Annotated in this window: 16 protein-coding genes; 12 read left to right on the top strand and 4 right to left on the bottom strand. The window is 53.4% G+C overall.

Features of this window, described 5'->3' with window-relative positions:
* The coding region (icd, locus tag WCC56_RS00850; RefSeq protein WP_424690548.1) for an NADP-dependent isocitrate dehydrogenase at positions 1-1,213 on the bottom strand (1,213 nt) is incomplete at its 3' end.
* Between the two features lie 132 nt (positions 1,214-1,345).
* On the opposite strand from icd, the gene rluE reads away from it, so the two are divergent.
* From rluE to WCC56_RS00810, 8 genes are all read left to right on the top strand, one after another.
* Positions 1,346-1,978 (top strand): 23S rRNA pseudouridine(2457) synthase RluE, encoded by a 633-nt coding sequence (gene rluE / locus WCC56_RS00845; RefSeq protein ID WP_424690547.1) that lies wholly within the window; start codon positions 1,346-1,348, stop codon positions 1,976-1,978.
* Positions 1,979-2,002: 24 nt separating this feature from the next.
* Positions 2,003-2,479 carry an NUDIX domain-containing protein gene (locus tag WCC56_RS00840; protein WP_424690546.1) on the top strand — a complete coding sequence of 159 codons (477 nt, stop codon included), beginning with the start codon at positions 2,003-2,005 and terminating at the stop codon, positions 2,477-2,479.
* 57 nt (positions 2,480-2,536) lie between these two features.
* Positions 2,537-3,640: a tRNA 2-thiouridine(34) synthase MnmA gene (mnmA, locus tag WCC56_RS00835; protein ID WP_424690545.1), complete on the top strand. Its 1,104-nt coding sequence runs from the start codon at positions 2,537-2,539 to the stop codon at positions 3,638-3,640.
* A gap of 77 nt (positions 3,641-3,717) precedes the next feature.
* Positions 3,718-4,362: a high frequency lysogenization protein HflD gene (hflD, locus tag WCC56_RS00830; RefSeq protein ID WP_424690544.1), complete on the top strand. Its 645-nt coding sequence runs from the start codon at positions 3,718-3,720 to the stop codon at positions 4,360-4,362.
* A gap of 28 nt (positions 4,363-4,390) precedes the next feature.
* The gene (purB, locus tag WCC56_RS00825; protein ID WP_424690543.1) at positions 4,391-5,761 is read left to right on the top strand and encodes an adenylosuccinate lyase; all 1,371 of its coding nucleotides are present in this window, start codon (positions 4,391-4,393) and stop codon (positions 5,759-5,761) included.
* 127 nt (positions 5,762-5,888) lie between these two features.
* A complete protein-coding gene (phoP, locus tag WCC56_RS00820; protein ID WP_424690542.1) occupies positions 5,889-6,557 on the top strand; it encodes a two-component system response regulator PhoP in 669 nt (222 codons plus the stop codon).
* A 4-nt stretch (positions 6,558-6,561) separates the two neighbouring features.
* Complete coding sequence (gene phoQ, locus WCC56_RS00815) at positions 6,562-8,022, top strand: two-component system sensor histidine kinase PhoQ (RefSeq protein ID WP_424690541.1); 1,461 nt, start codon at positions 6,562-6,564, stop codon at positions 8,020-8,022.
* A 103-nt stretch (positions 8,023-8,125) separates the two neighbouring features.
* Positions 8,126-9,253 carry a JmjC domain-containing protein gene (locus WCC56_RS00810; RefSeq protein ID WP_424690540.1) on the top strand — a complete coding sequence of 376 codons (1,128 nt, stop codon included), beginning with the start codon at positions 8,126-8,128 and terminating at the stop codon, positions 9,251-9,253.
* Between the two features lie 73 nt (positions 9,254-9,326).
* Here the strand turns inward: WCC56_RS00810 and pepT are convergent, their stop codons facing one another.
* On the bottom strand, positions 9,327-10,556 hold the full coding sequence (gene pepT / locus WCC56_RS00805; protein ID WP_424690539.1) for a peptidase T: 1,230 nt from the start codon (positions 10,554-10,556) through the stop codon (positions 9,327-9,329).
* 112 nt (positions 10,557-10,668) lie between these two features.
* Positions 10,669-11,226: a helix-turn-helix domain-containing protein gene (locus WCC56_RS00800; protein ID WP_424690538.1), complete on the bottom strand. Its 558-nt coding sequence runs from the start codon at positions 11,224-11,226 to the stop codon at positions 10,669-10,671.
* 95 nt (positions 11,227-11,321) lie between these two features.
* Here WCC56_RS00800 and WCC56_RS00795 point away from each other — a divergent pair, with 95 nt between their 5' ends.
* Entirely contained in the window at positions 11,322-12,512 is a 1,191-nt protein-coding gene (locus WCC56_RS00795) for a benzoate/H(+) symporter BenE family transporter (protein WP_424690537.1), read from the top strand.
* A gap of 30 nt (positions 12,513-12,542) precedes the next feature.
* The gene (locus tag WCC56_RS00790; RefSeq protein WP_424690536.1) at positions 12,543-13,259 is read left to right on the top strand and encodes a GntR family transcriptional regulator; all 717 of its coding nucleotides are present in this window, start codon (positions 12,543-12,545) and stop codon (positions 13,257-13,259) included.
* On the opposite strand, the gene WCC56_RS00785 is transcribed toward WCC56_RS00790, so the two are convergent.
* The gene (locus WCC56_RS00785; RefSeq protein WP_424690535.1) at positions 13,256-14,455 is read right to left on the bottom strand and encodes an enolase C-terminal domain-like protein; all 1,200 of its coding nucleotides are present in this window, start codon (positions 14,453-14,455) and stop codon (positions 13,256-13,258) included. The genes WCC56_RS00790 and WCC56_RS00785 overlap by 4 nt on opposite strands.
* Positions 14,456-14,746: 291 nt before the next feature.
* Between WCC56_RS00785 and WCC56_RS00780 the strand changes: the two genes are divergently transcribed.
* Positions 14,747-16,153 (top strand): PTS transporter subunit EIIC, encoded by a 1,407-nt coding sequence (locus WCC56_RS00780; protein ID WP_424690534.1) that lies wholly within the window; start codon positions 14,747-14,749, stop codon positions 16,151-16,153.
* 441 nt (positions 16,154-16,594) lie between these two features.
* A partial coding sequence (locus WCC56_RS00775; RefSeq protein WP_424690533.1) for a hypothetical protein occupies positions 16,595-16,914 on the top strand: 320 nt, incomplete at its 3' end.

The raw sequence follows: 16,914 nt of genomic DNA, 5'->3' as shown, positions 1-16,914 counted from the left end.
ATTTCAGAAGCTTAGCGCCGTCCATCAGACGCTCAAAGTCATAGGTCACGGTTTTGGCAGCAATTGCGCCTTCCATGCCTTTAACAATCAGGTCTGCGGCTTCGAACCATTCCATATGACGCAGCATCATTTCTGCAGACAGGATCACTGAACCTGGGTTCACTTTATCCTGACCAGCATACTTAGGCGCGGTGCCGTGGGTAGCTTCGAACAGTGCACACTCGTCACCGATGTTGGCACCAGGAGCAATACCGATACCGCCAACCTGCGCCGCCAGGGCGTCGGAGATGTAGTCACCGTTCAGGTTCATACAGGCAATAACGTCATACTCAGCCGGACGCAGCAAGATCTGCTGCAGGAACGCATCGGCGATCACGTCTTTAACAACGATCTCTTTGCCGGTGGTCGGGTTCTTGATCTTCATCCACGGGCCGCCGTCGATCAGCTCACCGCCGAACTCTTCTTTCACCAGCTGATAGCCCCAATCCTTGAAGGCACCTTCGGTGAACTTCATGATGTTGCCTTTGTGAACCAGCGTCAGCGAGTCACGGTCGTTGGTGATGGCGTACTCAATGGCAGCACGAACCAGGCGCTTGGTGCCTGCTTCTGAACACGGCTTAACGCCGATACCGCACTGCTCTGGGAAGCGAATTTTCTTCACGCCCATTTCATCACGCAGGAACTTGATCACTTTATCCGCTTCTGCAGAACCGGCTTTCCATTCGATACCTGCATAGATATCTTCGGAGTTCTCACGGAAGATGACCATATCAGTCTCTTCTGGACGTTTCACCGGGCTTGGTGTGCCGGTGTAATAACGCACCGGGCGCAGGCAGATGTAGAGATCAAGCTGCTGGCGCAGAGCCACGTTCAGGGAACGAATACCGCCGCCGACTGGGGTAGTCAGTGGGCCTTTGATAGCCACGCGGTACTCTTTGATCAGGTCCAGAGTCTCTTCTGGCAACCAAACGTCCTGACCGTAGAGCTCTACCGATTTTTCACCGGTGTAAATTTCCATCCAGGAAATTTTACGCTCACCGTTATAAGCTTTCTGCACAGCGGCATCGACAACTTTGATCATCACTGGGGAAACGTCCACACCGATACCGTCACCTTCGATAAAAGGGATGATAGGGTTGTTAGGTACGTTCAGTTTTCCATTCGCCAGGGTGATTTTCTGACCTTCCGCCGGAACAACTACTTTGCTTTCCATTAACCTCTCCTTCGAGCGCTTTTTTTGTTAATGATTTGTAAGATGCGCGTCAATACTACTTGAATATTCACGTCGCGCCAATCATCTCCGGTTTGCGGTATAATGCGCTCATGGTTTTAAAGTGCAAAGCATATGCGAAAATCTTCCGTTAAGAATCACCGCGTTAAACGATTCAGCCCGTCCTCTGCCGCCCGTCAGGTCGATAAAGGTCCACGCCGCATCATTATTTTTAACAAACCTTATGATGTCCTGCCTCAGTTCAGCGATGAAGCGGGACGCAGTACGTTAAAAGATTTTATTCCCGTGGCCGGCGTTTACGCCGCCGGACGTCTGGACCGCGACAGCGAAGGGCTGATGGTGCTGACCAACGATGGCGCGTTGCAGGCAACACTGACTCAACCCGGAAAACGCACTGGGAAAATTTACTATGTTCAGGTGGAAGGGGTGCCTGATAACAGCCATATTCAGGCGCTGCGGGATGGCATTATTCTGAAAGATGGCCCAACCCTACCCGCAGGCGCAGAGTTAGTGGCGGAACCCGACTGGTTATGGCCGCGCAATCCGCCGATTCGCGAGCGCAAAGCCATTCCCACCAGCTGGATAAAGATCACTTTATACGAAGGGCGTAACCGGCAGGTCAGGAGGATGACGGCACAGATTGGCTTCCCTACCCTGCGCTTAATTCGTTTTGCTATGGGCACGCAGATGCTGCAGGATTTACTGCCAGGCGAATGGCGAGATGTCACCGCCGAGTTTCCTCTTTAAGCCACTTTTAGCAAGGAGTCAGCCATGTTCAAACCCCACGTCACCGTTGCCACCGTTGTGCAAGCCGAAGGGCAATTTTTGGTAGTGGAAGAGATGGTAAGAGGACGAGCAACCTGGAATCAGCCTGCCGGGCATCTTGAAGCCAACGAAACGTTGCTGCAGGCCGCTGTACGTGAACTGTATGAGGAGACCGGGCTTGAAGGCGTTCCTCAGGCTTTTTTGCGGCTGCATCAGTGGATAGCGCCGGATAATACGCCGTTTTTGCGCTTCCTGTTCGCGCTGGATTTACCGAAAGTGCTGCCCACTTACCCGCAGGATCGCGATATCGATCGCTGCTGGTGGCTGCCGCCGGAGGAGATCCTGACGGCGAAAAAGCTACGTTCTCCACTGGTTGCGGAAAGTATCCTGATTTATCAGCAAGGTCCGCGCTACCCGCTTGAGGTGTTAAGCGCATTTCAATGGCATTTTAGCGAGGATGCGCCCGCGGCAGACGCGTGGTAGACTATGCCGCAATTTTACAGGGCAGCCTTTAACTGCCACTAAAGTCGGGTATTTCTCATGTCTCTAAGCCAGAAAAAAGTGATCGTCGGGATGTCCGGCGGTGTTGACTCCTCGGTTTCCGCCTGGTTACTGCAACAGCAGGGCTATCAGGTTGAAGGCCTGTTTATGAAGAACTGGGAAGAGGACGACGGTGAGGAATACTGTACCGCCGCAGAAGATCTTGCTGATGCGCAGGCGGTCTGCGACAAATTAGGCATTTATCTGCACACGGTAAACTTTGCTGCCGAATACTGGGATAACGTCTTTGAACACTTCCTTGAAGAGTACAAAGCCGGACGCACCCCAAACCCGGATATTCTCTGCAACAAAGAGATCAAATTCAAAGCCTTCCTGGAGTTTGCGGCCGAAGATTTGGGCGCAGACTTCATTGCTACCGGTCACTATGTTCGCCGCCAGGATGTGGAGGGCAAAAGCCGTCTGCTGCGCGGCCTGGACGACAATAAAGACCAGAGCTACTTCCTCTACACCCTTGGACACGAGCAGATCGCGCAAAGCCTGTTCCCGGTTGGCGAGCTGGCAAAACCTGAAGTTCGCCGGATTGCCGAAGAACTTGAGCTGATCACCGCCAAAAAGAAAGACTCTACCGGCATCTGTTTTATCGGTGAACGTAAATTCCGGGACTTCCTGGGGCGCTATTTACCGGCTCAGCCAGGCCCAATTTTAAATGCCGAAGGGGAAGTTGTCGGTGAACATCAGGGCCTGATGTACCATACGCTGGGTCAGCGTAAAGGATTAGGCATTGGCGGCACCAAAGCAGGCAGCGAAGAGCCGTGGTACGTGGTCGACAAAGATGTCGCCAATAACGTGCTGGTGGTCGCCCAGGGACACGAGCACCCTCGCCTGATGTCTGTTGGGTTAGTCGCACAGCAGCTGCACTGGGTTGACCGCGAAATCCTGAAAGCACCGTTGCGCTGCACGGTCAAAACCCGTTACCGCCAGGCAGATATTCCTTGCACCGTAACGCCATTGGGCGAAGATCGGATTGACGTCCGCTTTGATGAGCCGGTTGCCGCTGTCACGCCCGGCCAGTCTGCGGTGTTTTACATTGATGAACTTTGCCTGGGTGGCGGAATTATCGAAGCACGTACGCCGCTGATTTAAGCGAGCGGCCTGCCCTGCATAAGAAGATAACAGCATACTGGCGTAACCCCTGAAGAAGGGGAATTACAGGAGTTACCGTGGCGAAGAATTATTACGATATTACGCTGGCCCTCGCGGGTATTTGCCAGTCTGCTCATCTGGTTCAGCAGCTGGCGCATCAGGGCCACTGTCCGGCTGAGCCGTTGAAAACCTCGCTGCAAAGCGTGGTCGATCTTAATCCGGCTTCAACACTGGCGGTTTACGGTAATGACGAGGCAAATCTGCGCTTTGGCCTTGAGTCGCTGCTGGCCGTGTTAAACAGCAGCAGCCGCCACGGTGCCGGTGCGGAGCTTACCCGTTACACGCTGAGTATGATGGTGCTGGAGCGTAAGCTCAGCGCCAATAAGAGTGCGCTGAACGACCTTTCGCAGCGAGTCAGTCAGTTGGACCGCCAGCTGGCGCATTATGAGTTAGATTCCGAAACACTGCTGAGCGCCATGGCTGCCATCTATGTGGATGTGATTAGCCCGCTTGGACCGCGCATTCAGGTCACCGGCTCGCCAGCCGTGTTGCAGAACGCGCAGATTCAAAGCAAAGTTCGCGCTACGCTGCTTGCCGGTATCCGCTCTGCGGTACTGTGGCACCAGGTTGGCGGTGGGCGTCTGCAGTTAATGTTTTCACGCAATCGCCTCGCCGCTGAGGCGAAGCAAATGCTGTCCCGTATGCCCGAGTCTTCACTTTAATTCGTTAACCGATCCAGGAGTTGCACTGATGGAATTATCCTCTCTGACTGCCGTCTCACCCGTTGATGGCCGTTATGGCGACAAAGTCACCCCGTTGCGCGGCATCTTCAGCGAATACGGCTTGCTGAAATTCCGCGTGGAAGTCGAAGTTCGCTGGTTACAGAAACTGGCCGCCTGCGCAGAGATCAAGGAAGTTCCTGCATTTGATGCCGACGCAAACGCTTTCCTTGATGCGATTGTCAGCAACTTCAGCGTGGATGATGCCGCCCGCATCAAAACCATCGAGCGCACCACCAACCATGATGTGAAGGCAGTTGAGTACTTCCTGAAAGAGAAAGTGGAGCCAAACGCCGCGCTGCATGCCGTTTCTGAGTTCATCCACTTCGCCTGTACTTCTGAAGACATCAACAACCTGTCCCACGCATTGATGCTGGAAACGGCGCGCCGTGAAGTGATCGTTCCTTACTGGAACCAGATCATCACCGCCGTGAAAGATCTGGCCGTACAGTACCGCGACATTCCTCTGCTTTCCCGTACCCATGGACAGCCAGCAACGCCTTCCACGCTTGGAAAAGAGATGGCCAACGTGGCCTACCGTTTTGAGCGTCAGCTTCGTCAGCTGGAACGCATCGAAATGCTGGGTAAAATCAACGGTGCCGTAGGGAACTACAACGCTCACATCGCCGCTTACCCGGAAGTGGACTGGCATGAACTGAGCGAAAGCTTTGTCACTGGTCTGGGCATCACCTGGAACCCGTACACCACGCAGATCGAGCCGCACGACTACATCGCAGAACTGTTTGACTGTATCGCCCGCTTCAACACCATCTTGATCGACTTCGACCGTGATGTCTGGGGCTATATCGCGCTGAACCACTTCAAGCAGAAAACCATTGCTGGCGAAATCGGCTCTTCTACCATGCCGCATAAAGTGAACCCAATTGACTTCGAAAACTCTGAAGGCAACCTGGGTCTGGCGAATGCCATGATGCAGCATCTGGCCAGCAAACTGCCTGTTTCCCGCTGGCAGCGCGACCTTACTGACTCCACCGTGCTGCGTAACCTCGGTGTCGGTGTTGGCTATGCGGTCATCGCTTATCAGTCCACGTTGAAGGGCATCTCCAAACTGGAAGTGAACCGCGATCGTCTGCTGGACGAGCTGGACCACAACTGGGAAGTGCTGGCGGAGCCAATCCAGACCGTGATGCGCCGTTATGGCATCGAAAAGCCTTACGAGAAGCTGAAAGAGCTGACCCGTGGCAAGCGTGTGGATGCCGCCGGAATGAAAGAGTTTATCGACAGTCTGGCGCTGCCGGAAGAAGAGAAAACCCGCCTGAAACTGATGACCCCGGCTAACTACATCGGCCGCGCTATTCAGATGGTCGACGATCTTAAGTAATTCCTGCCTTTCGGGCCGGCGCTAGTCGGCCCGCGTTAACCTGCTGTTTATCTGCTTTCACCTATACTCTGCAAAGACTTACACTAAGGCTCTGGGCCGTAACCCTGTCAGACAGAAAGGATAAATTATGCGCGTACTGGTTGTGGAAGATAATCAACTGCTTCGTCACCATCTCGCCGTACAGCTGCGCGATATGGGCCATCAGGTTGATGCCGCTGAAGATGCCAAAGAAGCCGACTATTTCCTCAACGAACACACGCCGGATATCACTCTGGTTGACTTAGGCCTGCCTGATGAAGATGGGATGGCGTTGATCCGCCGCTGGCGCAGCGAAGATGTTAAGCAGCCGATTCTGGTGCTGACCGCTCGTGAAGGCTGGCAGGCCAAGGTTGAAGCGCTGGAAGCCGGTGCCGATGATTACGTCACCAAACCTTTCCATATTGAAGAAGTTGTCGCCCGCATGCAGGCGCTGATGCGCCGTAACAGCGGCCTGGCGTCGCAAATTATTTCGTTCGCCCCTTTCCAGGTCGATCTCTCACGCCGTGAGCTGACCATTAACGACCAGCAAATTAAGCTGACCGCGTTTGAATATACGATTATTGAAACGCTGATCCGCAATGCCGGCAAAGTCGTCAGCAAAGACTCGCTGATGCTGCAGCTCTATCCCGATGCTGAACTGCGTGAAAGCCACACCATCGACGTGCTGATGGGGCGTCTGCGCAAGAAAATGCAGGCCCAGCATCCGCTGGAAGTGATCACTACCGTTCGCGGCCAGGGTTACAGGTTCGATTTATAACAACATGCCAGACTTTCGCCCCAAAACGCCCTTCTCGCTCCGCGCCCGCTTCCTGGTAGCCACGGCTGCCGTAGTGCTGATCCTGTCGCTTTCTTACGGGATGGTGGCGGTGGTTGGCTATGTGATGAGCTTCGATAAAAATACCTATCGGGTGATGCGTGGCGAAAGCAATTTATTCTTCACCCTCGCTCAGTGGCAGGACGGTAAATTAACCATCGCCCAGCCCGAGCGTGTCTCGCTGAATTTCCCAACGCTGGTCTATATCTATAACGAGAAAGGCAAGCTGCTGTGGCAACTGCGTGACGTGCCTGAGATCCGCGATAAGATTAAGCGCGAATGGCTGAAAAGCTCCGATTTCTATGAGATCGATACCGATAACAGCACCAGCCGTCAGGCGCTGGGGAATAACCCTGAAGCGCAGAACAAGCTGACGGCTTACGACGATGACAATAACGACACCTTCACCCACTCGGTGGCGGTTAACCGGTATGAAGCCACACCGAACCTTCCTGCGTTGACAATAGTGGTTGTCGATACCATTCCGCAGGAGTTGCAGCATTCAGACGTGGTTTGGTCCTGGTTCAGTTATGTGCTGCTGGTGAATCTGCTGCTGGTGATCCCGCTGCTGTGGCTGGCTGCACACTGGAGTCTGCGCCCGATTGGCACGCTGGCAGCGCAGGTTCGCGAACTGGAAGGCGGCGTACGAGACACGCTTGATCCCCGCCCACCGCAGGAATTAAAAAGCCTGGTGCGTAACCTGAACTTGCTGCTGGATAACGAGCGGCAACGCTACACCCGCTACCGCACCACGCTCAGTGATTTAACGCACAGCCTGAAAACCCCGCTGGCAGTGCTGCAAACCACCTTACGTTCACTGCGTGGCGGCCAGAATCTGTCGATTGAACAGGCTGAGCCGATCATGCTTGAGCAGATCAGCCGCATCTCACAACAAATTGGTTATTACCTGCATCGCGCCAGCATGCGGGCCGACCATAATGTCCTGAAGCGTGAGCTGCATTCTGTGCCAGCCTTGCTGGACAGCCTTTGCTCGGCGTTGAATAAGGTTTATCAGCGCAAGGGCGTGGTGCTGACGCTGGATATCTCTCCCGAGCTGACCTTTGTTGGTGAGCATAACGATCTGATGGAAGTGATGGGCAACGTGCTGGATAACGCCTGCAAGTATTGCCTGGAGTTTGTCGAAATCAGCGTGCGGCAGACGGAAGATGAGCTGCTTCTGATTGTTGAGGATGATGGCCCAGGCATCCCGGAAAGCAAACGGGACCTGATCTTTATCCGTGGTCAGCGAGCCGACACTTTGCGACCGGGTCAGGGACTGGGTTTGGCAGTAGCCAGAGATATTCTCGAACAGTACGACGGTGACATTATCGCTTCCACCAGCGAGTTGGGTGGCGCGCGGATGGAAGTCATTTTCAAGCGTCAGGAAGTGTTGCATACCGACGAATAGTGACAACCGCCACTTCCCTGAGCAGCGCTGAGCAAATGGGTTACCCCGACCCCGCCCGGCGCTGTTATAATCGAATAAATTCAGCGTTTCAGGAACTCCCACCATGGATTATCAACTCGATCTCAACTGCCCCGAATTTATTCAGCGCTACTGGCAGAAACGTCCGGTAGTGCTCAAACGTGGCTTCAAAAATTTCGTTGACCCGATCTCCCCAGACGAACTCGCCGGGCTGGCGATGGAAAACGAAGTCGACAGCCGTCTGGTCAGCCATCAGGACGGAAAATGGCAGGTCAGCCACGGTCCGTTCGAGAGTTTCGATCACCTTGGTGAGAACAACTGGTCACTGCTGGTTCAGGCCGTCGATCACTGGCACGAGCCTTCTGCTGCCCTGATGCGCCCGTTCAGCTTCCTGCCGGACTGGCGTACTGACGATCTGATGATCTCCTTCTCTGTCCCTGGCGGCGGCGTGGGCCCACACTTCGATCAGTACGATGTCTTTATTATTCAGGGAACTGGCCGCCGCCGCTGGCGCGTGGGCGATAAAGTGCCGTTGAAACAGCATTGCCCGCATCCGGATCTGCTGCAGGTTGAGCCGTTTGAAGCGATCATTGATGAAGAGATGGAACCTGGCGACATTCTGTATATTCCACCGGGATTCCCGCACGAAGGCTACTCGCTGGAAAACGCCATCAACTACTCTGTTGGTTTCCGTGCGCCAAGCGGACGCGAGCTGATCAGCGGCTTTGCTGACTTTGCCATTGCCCGTGAACTGGGCAGCCACCGCTTCAGCGATCCAGATGTGCCAGCGCGTGAACACAAAGCAGAAATTCTGCCTGAAGAGCTGGAAGGTATTCGCGCCATGATGATTGACGTGATCAACCAGCCTGAACACTTCAATCAGTGGTTTGGTGAGTTTATTTCGCAATCCCGTCATGAGCTGGATGTGGCTCCGCCAGAACCCCCGTATCAGCCCGATGAGATTTACGATGCGCTGCAACAGGGCGACAAGTTGACCCGTCTTGGCGGTCTGCGTGTGTTGACTATCGGTCCTGCGGTGTTTGTAAATGGCGAGCAGATGGAATCGCCACACCGTGCAGCCCTTACAGCGATAGCGAACCTGCATCTGTTGGGTGCAGAAGATCTGGGTGAAGCACTGGACGATCCCTCGTTCCTTGCCCAACTGGCGGCGCTGGTGAACTGCGGTTACTGGTACTTCGGCGACGAAGAGTAATCAAAAAAGCCCTGATTATTCAGGGCTTCTTCTCGACTATCAGGCCGATCGCTTATCGGCCTTTTTTGATCGCTTATTTTGCCTTTTCTGCCGTTAATGCGGCAATCCGCATGATCACCGTCACCGCTTTTTCCATATTATCCAGCGAGGCAAACTCGTGCTTACCGTGATAGTTATATCCGCCGGTAAACAGATTCGGACAAGGTAATCCTTTGAAGGATAACGCCGCGCCATCGGTGCCGCCGCGAATAGGCTTCACTTCCGGTTCAATATCGCATTCACGCATCGCCTGCAGCGCCAAGTCGACAATGTGCGGATGGGCTTCTACCTTTTCACGCATATTGAAATAGCTGTCTTCGATTTGCACCTCAATATGGCAACCGGCCTGCAGGTTTTTGCTGTGTTTTGCCGCAAGCTCCGCCATCAGCTGCTTGCGGGCCGTGAAGCTGTCAAAATCAAAATCACGGATGATGTAGTGCAACTCCGCTTTATCCACGCTGCCTTTAATGCTGTGCAAATGGTAAAAACCTTCGTAGCCCGAGGTATGTTCAGGCACTTCTTTTTCCGGCATCGCCGCATGGAAACGCATGGCCAGATCCAGCGCATTGACCATCACATTTTTAGCCGTGCCCGGATGGACGTTGTTACCGGTGATTTTGACCGTGGCAGAAGCGGCATTAAAGTTCTCATATTCGAACTCGCCCATTCCGCCACCATCAACGGTATAAGCCCATTGCGCGCCGAACGCCGCGACATCAAAACAGCTGGTGCCTTTGCCAATCTCTTCGTCAGGGGTAAAGGCAACGCGGATTTTACCGTGCGGAACATTGTCCGCTTTCAGCTGAGCCATCGCCGTCATGATTTCGGCCACGCCCGCTTTGTCATCCGCTCCCAGTAACGTTTTGCCGTCCGTAGTGATCAGCGTATGACCTATCAGGTTATGCAACACCGGGAACATCACTGGCGATAAAATTTCATCGCCGATGCCCAGTGCGATATCGCCACCGCGATAGTTTTCAACAATTTGCGGATTAACGTGTTTCGCGGTGAAGTCCGGCGAAGTGTCCATATGCGAAATAAAGCCAATCGTTGGCACGTCCCAGTCTACGTTGGCGGGCAGCGTGGCCATCAAAATGCCGTGCTCGCTGAGGGTAATCTCACTCAGCCCCAGAGTGGTTAACTCTTCCTGTAGCACCCGAGCTAACTGCCACTGCCCTTCCGTGCTGGGGACATGACGCGCGGCACTTTTCGACTGCGTGTCATAAGAGACATAGTTTAAGAAGCGATCGAGTAAGTTATTCATCTGCCTTCCTTCTGAATGCGAATGCTTAGTATGTGAAACCTCAGCACTAAGAATATTGCTCCAAATCACTCCAGCGGCAAGTTAAGCGGCTGTTAGGTCATTTGGCGTATTTTTAACGGTGTTTGGGATAATGGATCAGGCTTTGGAAGTGCACCGCCCGATCGGTGTCATTGCGATAGCTGTGCGGAGAGTCGGCCTGAAAACGCAATCCTTCACCGGTCTGCAAGCTGTGCCACCTGTCGTTAACCTGGAGCATCAACGTCCCGCTTAGCACTATCACATGTTCAATCACCCCAAGGTCGTGTGCAGAAGAGTCGCTGGAAGCACCAGCAGCCAGCTCGATGGTCAGCACATCGAATCCTAACTGCTGATCGAAAGGAAATAAGGGCGTGACCTGCATACTGCCACTTTGCGGCCGCCAGCTGGCAATCGATCCGCTGCGCTGCGCTGCTGCCGAAGAAGGTGGAGTGGAAGCTGAGATAAACACTGAGAACGGGACGTTGAAGCCAGTGGCAATTTTCCACAGGGTGGCCACCGTTGGGCTGGATTCCCCTCGTTCAATTTGCCCGAGCATGGCTTTACTGACGCCGGTCTGCTCCGCAGCCAGAGCCAGGCTCCATTCGCGCGAGGTTCGCAGTGATTTCAACGTTTGTCCAAGGTCAGGTTCCATTGTTCCTCCAGTCAGTCCCGCGCTCAGTATAGCGCTTGTACGTTATAACGCACAGTGGTAGCTTGTGCGTTATAACGTACAATCAGGATCTCGCTATGCGCCCGCCCTTTTCTTTTCGACATCTGACCTTCCCGGCTGTAATTGCGGGATTTGTTGCAGTATTAGTGGGCTATACCAGTTCTGCGGCGATCATTTTTCAGGCTGCCGGAGCCGCTGGCGCTTCTGAACTGCAAATTGGCGGCTGGCTGAGTATGCTTGGGCTGGCAATGGGCGTCACGTCGCTGGGACTTTCGCTCTACTACCGTGCGCCCATTCTGACAGCCTGGTCAACACCTGGCGCAGCATTGCTGGTCACCAGCCTGCCAGGTACGCCGATTGCCGAAGCGATCGGCATCTTTATCTTTGCCTCAGGGCTGATTTTCCTCAGTGGCGTCACCGGCCTGTTTGCGAGGTTGATGAACTTTATCCCGCAGGCCATTTCTGCCGCAATGCTCGCCGGGATCCTGCTGCGTTTTGGTCTGGATGCCTTTGGCGCCCTTAAACTCAACTTTCCGCTGACGGCCAGTATGTGTCTGGCTTATCTGCTGGCGAAACGTTATCTGCCCCGCTACGCCATTGTGCTGACGCTTATCACAGGCCTGCTGGTTGCCGGGTTTAGCGGAGAGATTCACTTCTCCCACCAGCCAGTGAGCTTTACGCTGCCGCAGTTTATTGCGCCCCAGTTCACCCTATCAACCCTATTGGGGATCGGCATTCCGTTTTTTGTGGTGACCATGGCTTCGCAAAATGCGCCCGGCATCGCAACGTTAAAGGCCGCCGGTTATCAGGTTCCCATTTCTCCGTTGATGAGCTGGACCGGCTTAGCGTCTCTGCTTCTTGCGCCCTTTGGCGGCTTCTCGGTGTGTATAGCCGCCATCACCGCCGCTATCTGTATGGGCCCTGATGTGCATGCCGATCCCCAAAGGCGTTATTGGGGTGCGGCCTGTGCCGGATTTTTCTACCTGCTGGCAGGGTTATTTGGTGGGGCCATCGGCCAACTGTTCAGTGCATTGCCGCCCGCGTTGATCCACACCATAGCTGGCCTGGCGCTGTTGGGTACTATTGCCGGCAGCCTGCAACGAGCGCTGGCCGATGAGAAACAACGAGAAGCGGCGGTAATTACCTTCCTGATTACCGCGTCCGGGTTGAGTTTACTGGGCGTGGGTGCCGCGTTCTGGGGGCTGGTCGGCGGCGTGGTCACTCATCTGATTCTTTCTCTGCCGAAGAAAAAGTCCGTTGAGGTATAGTAGTCATCCCAAGTGAGTGGTGGCAGCGCGATGAAAAAGAAAGACTTTGTGACTCAGGACCTGCTGAGCAAAATCTATCAACAGCACGATCCGGCCCAGCGAAAGCTGCCACCAGAGCGGCAACTGGCGGAAGAGTATGGTGTGTCCCGCTTTACCATCCGCCAGGCTCTGGAGAAGCTGGTGAGCATTGGCGTGGTAAATGTGGTGCAAGGTTCTGGCATCTATATCAGCGAGCGCGCCCGCAGCAATCCCCTGGTGTATAACTCGATCACCGAAAAGCGTTTCGACCAGATTGGCTTTAAGCTGATTAGCCTGCATAAAAAGCTGCCCGATAAGGAAGAGCGTCAGGTATTTGGCCTGGCTGCGGAGGCGTGGATCTGGCAGTTTTGCCGGGTACGTTACGTGGACAATGTGCGGGTACAGATTGAGGTTTCAAAGCTGCCGGTAGCGGATTTCCCCGATCTGAATCAGCAGATTATTGAGAGTTCACTGCAAAAATACGTGTTAAGCCGTGGGTTCCGAATTTCGCATCTGCTGACCAGTTATCAGGCGGTGGCAATCAGTAAAGAGCAGGCAACTTTGCTGGGATGTAAAAAGGGCATTCCTGCGATGCAGATCAACAGCCGGGGAATTCTGGAAGGCGGCCGCGTGTTTGAGATCAGCGAGGTGGTAGATATCCATTACAACTGCACCTACGTCATTCCGTTCAATCACGACAGCCTGACCTTCCGCCAGACGCCAGGCTAAGGCGTATGCATTGCGCCATTTGGCAGGCGACTTTGTGTCCATTCATGCGGGCGATACTCTACCGGAAAGGCTTCAGCTGCCTGCTGTTCAAACCCGACACCAATGCCAGGCCGGTCAATGGGATAGAGGTAACCCTGCTCCGCCTGAGCGGCCTGCGGAAAGACTTTCAGTGTATTGGCGCCATAAGGATTGAACTCCTGAATAGCGGCGTTGTGCAGGTGAATATTCAGATGGGTATTCACCGCCGCGCCGATTGGCGTCATATCCGGTGGTCCGTGCCAGGCAAGCCTCACGCCAAAGGCCTGACAAAGAACTGCGAGTTTCAGCGCTGGGGTAATTCCCCCTAACTGAGACACATGGCAGCGGATAAAATCAATGCGCCGGTTGACGACTAAGTCGTGCCATTCAGCCGGATTATTAAACAGCTCGCCAAGCGCCAGTGGGACACAGGAGTGAGCCCGAACCTGCTCAAGCCAGCCAGATTGCTGCGGCGAGACGATATCTTCGATAAAGTACGGCTGATAAGGCTCTACCGCTTTGGCAAACTGGATGGCCTGTTGTGGGAACAGCCGTTCATGAACATCGTGCAGGATATGGAACTGGTTGCCGTACTTTTCCCGTAGCGCTTTGAACATCGCCACGGTGTTGGCCATATACTGATCCTGGTCATAGTAAGCGCCGGGAGAGGGTTCACGAGTGGCGTGCATACCTTCTGGCGTGCCGCCGTAAAAGCCCAGCTGACAACGAATATGGCGATGTCCAGCGGCGAGTAATTTATCAATCTGGGGATAAAGACCTTCAAGGGTTTCGTCAGAAGCGTGGCTGTAAACAGCAATAGCATCTTTCGATTTACCCCCGAAGAGTTGATAAAGCGGCATGCCAGCCAGCTGCCCTTTAATATCCCACAACGCCATATCCACGCCGGAAACGGCATTATTGATCACCGGGCCATTCCGCCAGTAGGCATTGACCATCATCATCTGCCAGAGATCTTCTATTGCATTAGCATCACGGCCAATCAGCAGCGGCTTAAGATACTCTTCCACCAGGGTTTTCACCGCTAAGGGACGTTGCTGAAACGTAGCGCAGCCATAACCAATAATGTTTTTATCCGTCGTCACCCGGACCACAATTAAATTATGGCGATCGGGTTTAGTGATAAAACATTCAATATTTTTAATCAGCGTGGGTGACATTCAAATAGGCTCCGGTTTGGATCAGGTGGTCACTGAAGAGGCTTACCCCGGTTAATGGGCAATACTATGGCGCTATTTACTGGCTGGCGTAAACCCTTTTTTTACCCCCTTTTTTTGGTCTGGAAAGCAGGAGTATTATCGATAAAAACCAGACCAATTATCCATTACCCTCTCCTTTAGTGGCTTTAGGTAGCGAAGTGTGAGCCAAATCAACTTTTATTGGTTTGTTTTAGCCTGAGGGTTTCTCTACTATTTCGCCTGGAATAGCCGATCGTTTCAGGAGCAGGGTTGATGGGAATTACCGCAACAAGTCAAAAGATAATTGAGCTGGTTGGTGGAGCCGAAAATATAAATAAAGTCTGGCACTGCATGACCCGCCTGCGATTTGATCTGGTTGATAAGACAAAAATAGATCAGGCAGAGATTAAAGCGTTGCCAGGCGTATTAGGCGCCCAGATCCAGAGCGATCAGTTTCAGATTATTATTGGCCCCAAGGTGAATGACTGGTATCAGGAGATTTTGCCGCTGCTGTCACCAACGGCCGATAAGCCAGCAACAGCCGCCGTTGGCAGAGCCAAAAAAGGGCTGATTTCGTTGTTTATGGATACGGTGTCAGGTGTCTTTGGACCGATTGTGCCTGCGATAGCGGGTGCCGGGATGATTAAAGGCCTGTTGGCGGGATTGATTGCCCTGAACGTGATCTCGGCTAAGAGCGATACGGTGGTGGTGATTGATTTGATTGCCAGCGGAGTCTTCTATTTCCTGCCGTTTTTCCTGGCGATATCCGCCGCGAAGATGTTCAAAACCAATGAGTATCTGGCTGCCGCTGTAGCCGCCTGCTTGATGTATCCCTCGTTGATTGAAGCGGCCAAAGCGCTTGCCGGTCATGCTCCTGGTGCAGTCGATGCATTTTACTTTCTCAACGTGATCCCGGTGTCGGTATTTAATTACGCCTCCAGCGTGATCCCGATTATTTTCTCGGTTCTGGCGCTGAGTTATCTTCACCGTTGGGTAGACCGGTTTATGCCGGACGTGCTTAAGACGGTTTTCACCCCCACGCTGACGCTGTTTATCGCGGCATTGGTAGCGCTGGTAGTGATTGGGCCCTTGGGGATTTGGCTGGGAAAACTGCTGGCCTTGTTCATAGAGGGATTATTTGGGATTTCCGCAAGTTTTGCAGGTCTGGTGGTCGGCGCAATTCGCCCGGTGGCAATCCTGACGGGAATGCATCACGCCATGACGCCGATTGCGTTGCAGAACTTCACCGATCGCGGCTATGACATGCTGATGCCGATGATGTTTATGGCAAATATGGCCATTGCCGGTTCCACCTTCGCTATCTGGCTGCATTGTAAGACACGGCAGGAGAAGTCAGTGGTGCTTTCAGCGGCGATTTCAGCGCTGTTAGGCATTACTGAACCGGCGCTGTTTGGGGTGTTAACCCGCTACAAGAAAGCGTTTATTGCCGCAACGGTTGCCAGTTCGCTAGCCTCCGCTTTTATCGCCTTCTTTGGGGTGCGGTTATACGGGTATATCCTGTCGAGCATTTTCAGTTTGCCAGCCTACATCGGCCCCTATTTTGTCTTCGCGCTCATGGGCGTAGCGATAGCGTTAATCCTGTCGTTCACGCTGACAATGCTGATGGTAGGGAAGAATGAAACTGAGGCTACCGAAGAGGTGATAGAGAGCAAGGCTTGAAGGGTTGTTTGCATAGAGCGCGTGGTTAGGACTCCAAGGTCAGAGGCTGCAACGTCAAGGACGGCTGCGGTGGTACGGCGTCAGCATAGCGCGCGTTGCTAAGGTCAAAACCGGCTGCGGTGGTAAGGCGTCAGCATAGAGCGCGTTGCTAAGGTCAAAACCAGCTGCGGTGGTAAGGCGTCAGCATAGAGCGCGTTATCCGAGACGCCGTAAATACGTCCCTGTAGGCTTGGATGCAGCATCCCTGCTGCATACACTCGGCTAACGCGCTCTATGCCGCCACCCAATAACATTGGCATCGTTGAGTGGTTTGGTGGACACACAATTCAACACAAACTCTTCGGTTATCATTCAGTCTGACAATGTCGTTTTGCCTGGCAGATGCCCGCGCTCATTTTTAAAGAGTGGCAAGAGTTTAGTTGCCTGATGTGAGTTTGAGGTTTGAATGATTTGAATGGCTTGAATGGTTTGAATGGTTTGAATGGTTTGAATGGTTTGAATGGTTTGAATGGTTTGAATGGTTTGAATGGTTTGAATGGTTTGAATGGTTTGAATGGTTTGAATCAGAATATTTTGAAGTGTGTAGCCCCATTTGAACAGACAATATTGAAGCTTACGGGAAGGGAGAGAAGGATGATAAGCAAAGTATCTGCGACATGGACGTCGCAGCTAAGCCCCCAGGGATGGGTTCACGGCGTCTTTGTGTTCAACCTTCTCTTCCTGACCTGTCACCAGAACTTCAGAAAACTTGCAGGGTCATA

This window comes from Erwinia sp. (assembly GCF_049696395.1).
In the GTDB taxonomy this organism is placed as follows: Bacteria; Pseudomonadota; Gammaproteobacteria; order Enterobacterales; family Enterobacteriaceae; genus Erwinia.
This window is presented reverse-complemented; position numbering and strand designations above follow the sequence as displayed.

Coding starts and splice junctions, on each gene's coding strand:
- rluE (WP_424690547.1), top strand. CDS start 1,346: ATGCGAAAATCTTCCGTTAAGAATCACCGCGTTAAACGATTCAGCCCG.
- WCC56_RS00840 (WP_424690546.1), top strand. CDS start 2,003: ATGTTCAAACCCCACGTCACCGTTGCCACCGTTGTGCAAGCCGAAGGG.
- mnmA (WP_424690545.1), top strand. CDS start 2,537: ATGTCTCTAAGCCAGAAAAAAGTGATCGTCGGGATGTCCGGCGGTGTT.
- purB (WP_424690543.1), top strand. CDS start 4,391: ATGGAATTATCCTCTCTGACTGCCGTCTCACCCGTTGATGGCCGTTAT.
- phoP (WP_424690542.1), top strand. CDS start 5,889: ATGCGCGTACTGGTTGTGGAAGATAATCAACTGCTTCGTCACCATCTC.
- phoQ (WP_424690541.1), top strand. CDS start 6,562: ATGCCAGACTTTCGCCCCAAAACGCCCTTCTCGCTCCGCGCCCGCTTC.
- WCC56_RS00810 (WP_424690540.1), top strand. CDS start 8,126: ATGGATTATCAACTCGATCTCAACTGCCCCGAATTTATTCAGCGCTAC.
- pepT (WP_424690539.1), bottom strand. CDS start 10,556: ATGAATAACTTACTCGATCGCTTCTTAAACTATGTCTCTTATGACACG.
- WCC56_RS00800 (WP_424690538.1), bottom strand. CDS start 11,226: ATGGAACCTGACCTTGGACAAACGTTGAAATCACTGCGAACCTCGCGC.
- WCC56_RS00795 (WP_424690537.1), top strand. CDS start 11,322: ATGCGCCCGCCCTTTTCTTTTCGACATCTGACCTTCCCGGCTGTAATT.
- WCC56_RS00790 (WP_424690536.1), top strand. CDS start 12,543: ATGAAAAAGAAAGACTTTGTGACTCAGGACCTGCTGAGCAAAATCTAT.
- WCC56_RS00785 (WP_424690535.1), bottom strand. CDS start 14,455: ATGTCACCCACGCTGATTAAAAATATTGAATGTTTTATCACTAAACCC.
- WCC56_RS00780 (WP_424690534.1), top strand. CDS start 14,747: ATGGGAATTACCGCAACAAGTCAAAAGATAATTGAGCTGGTTGGTGGA.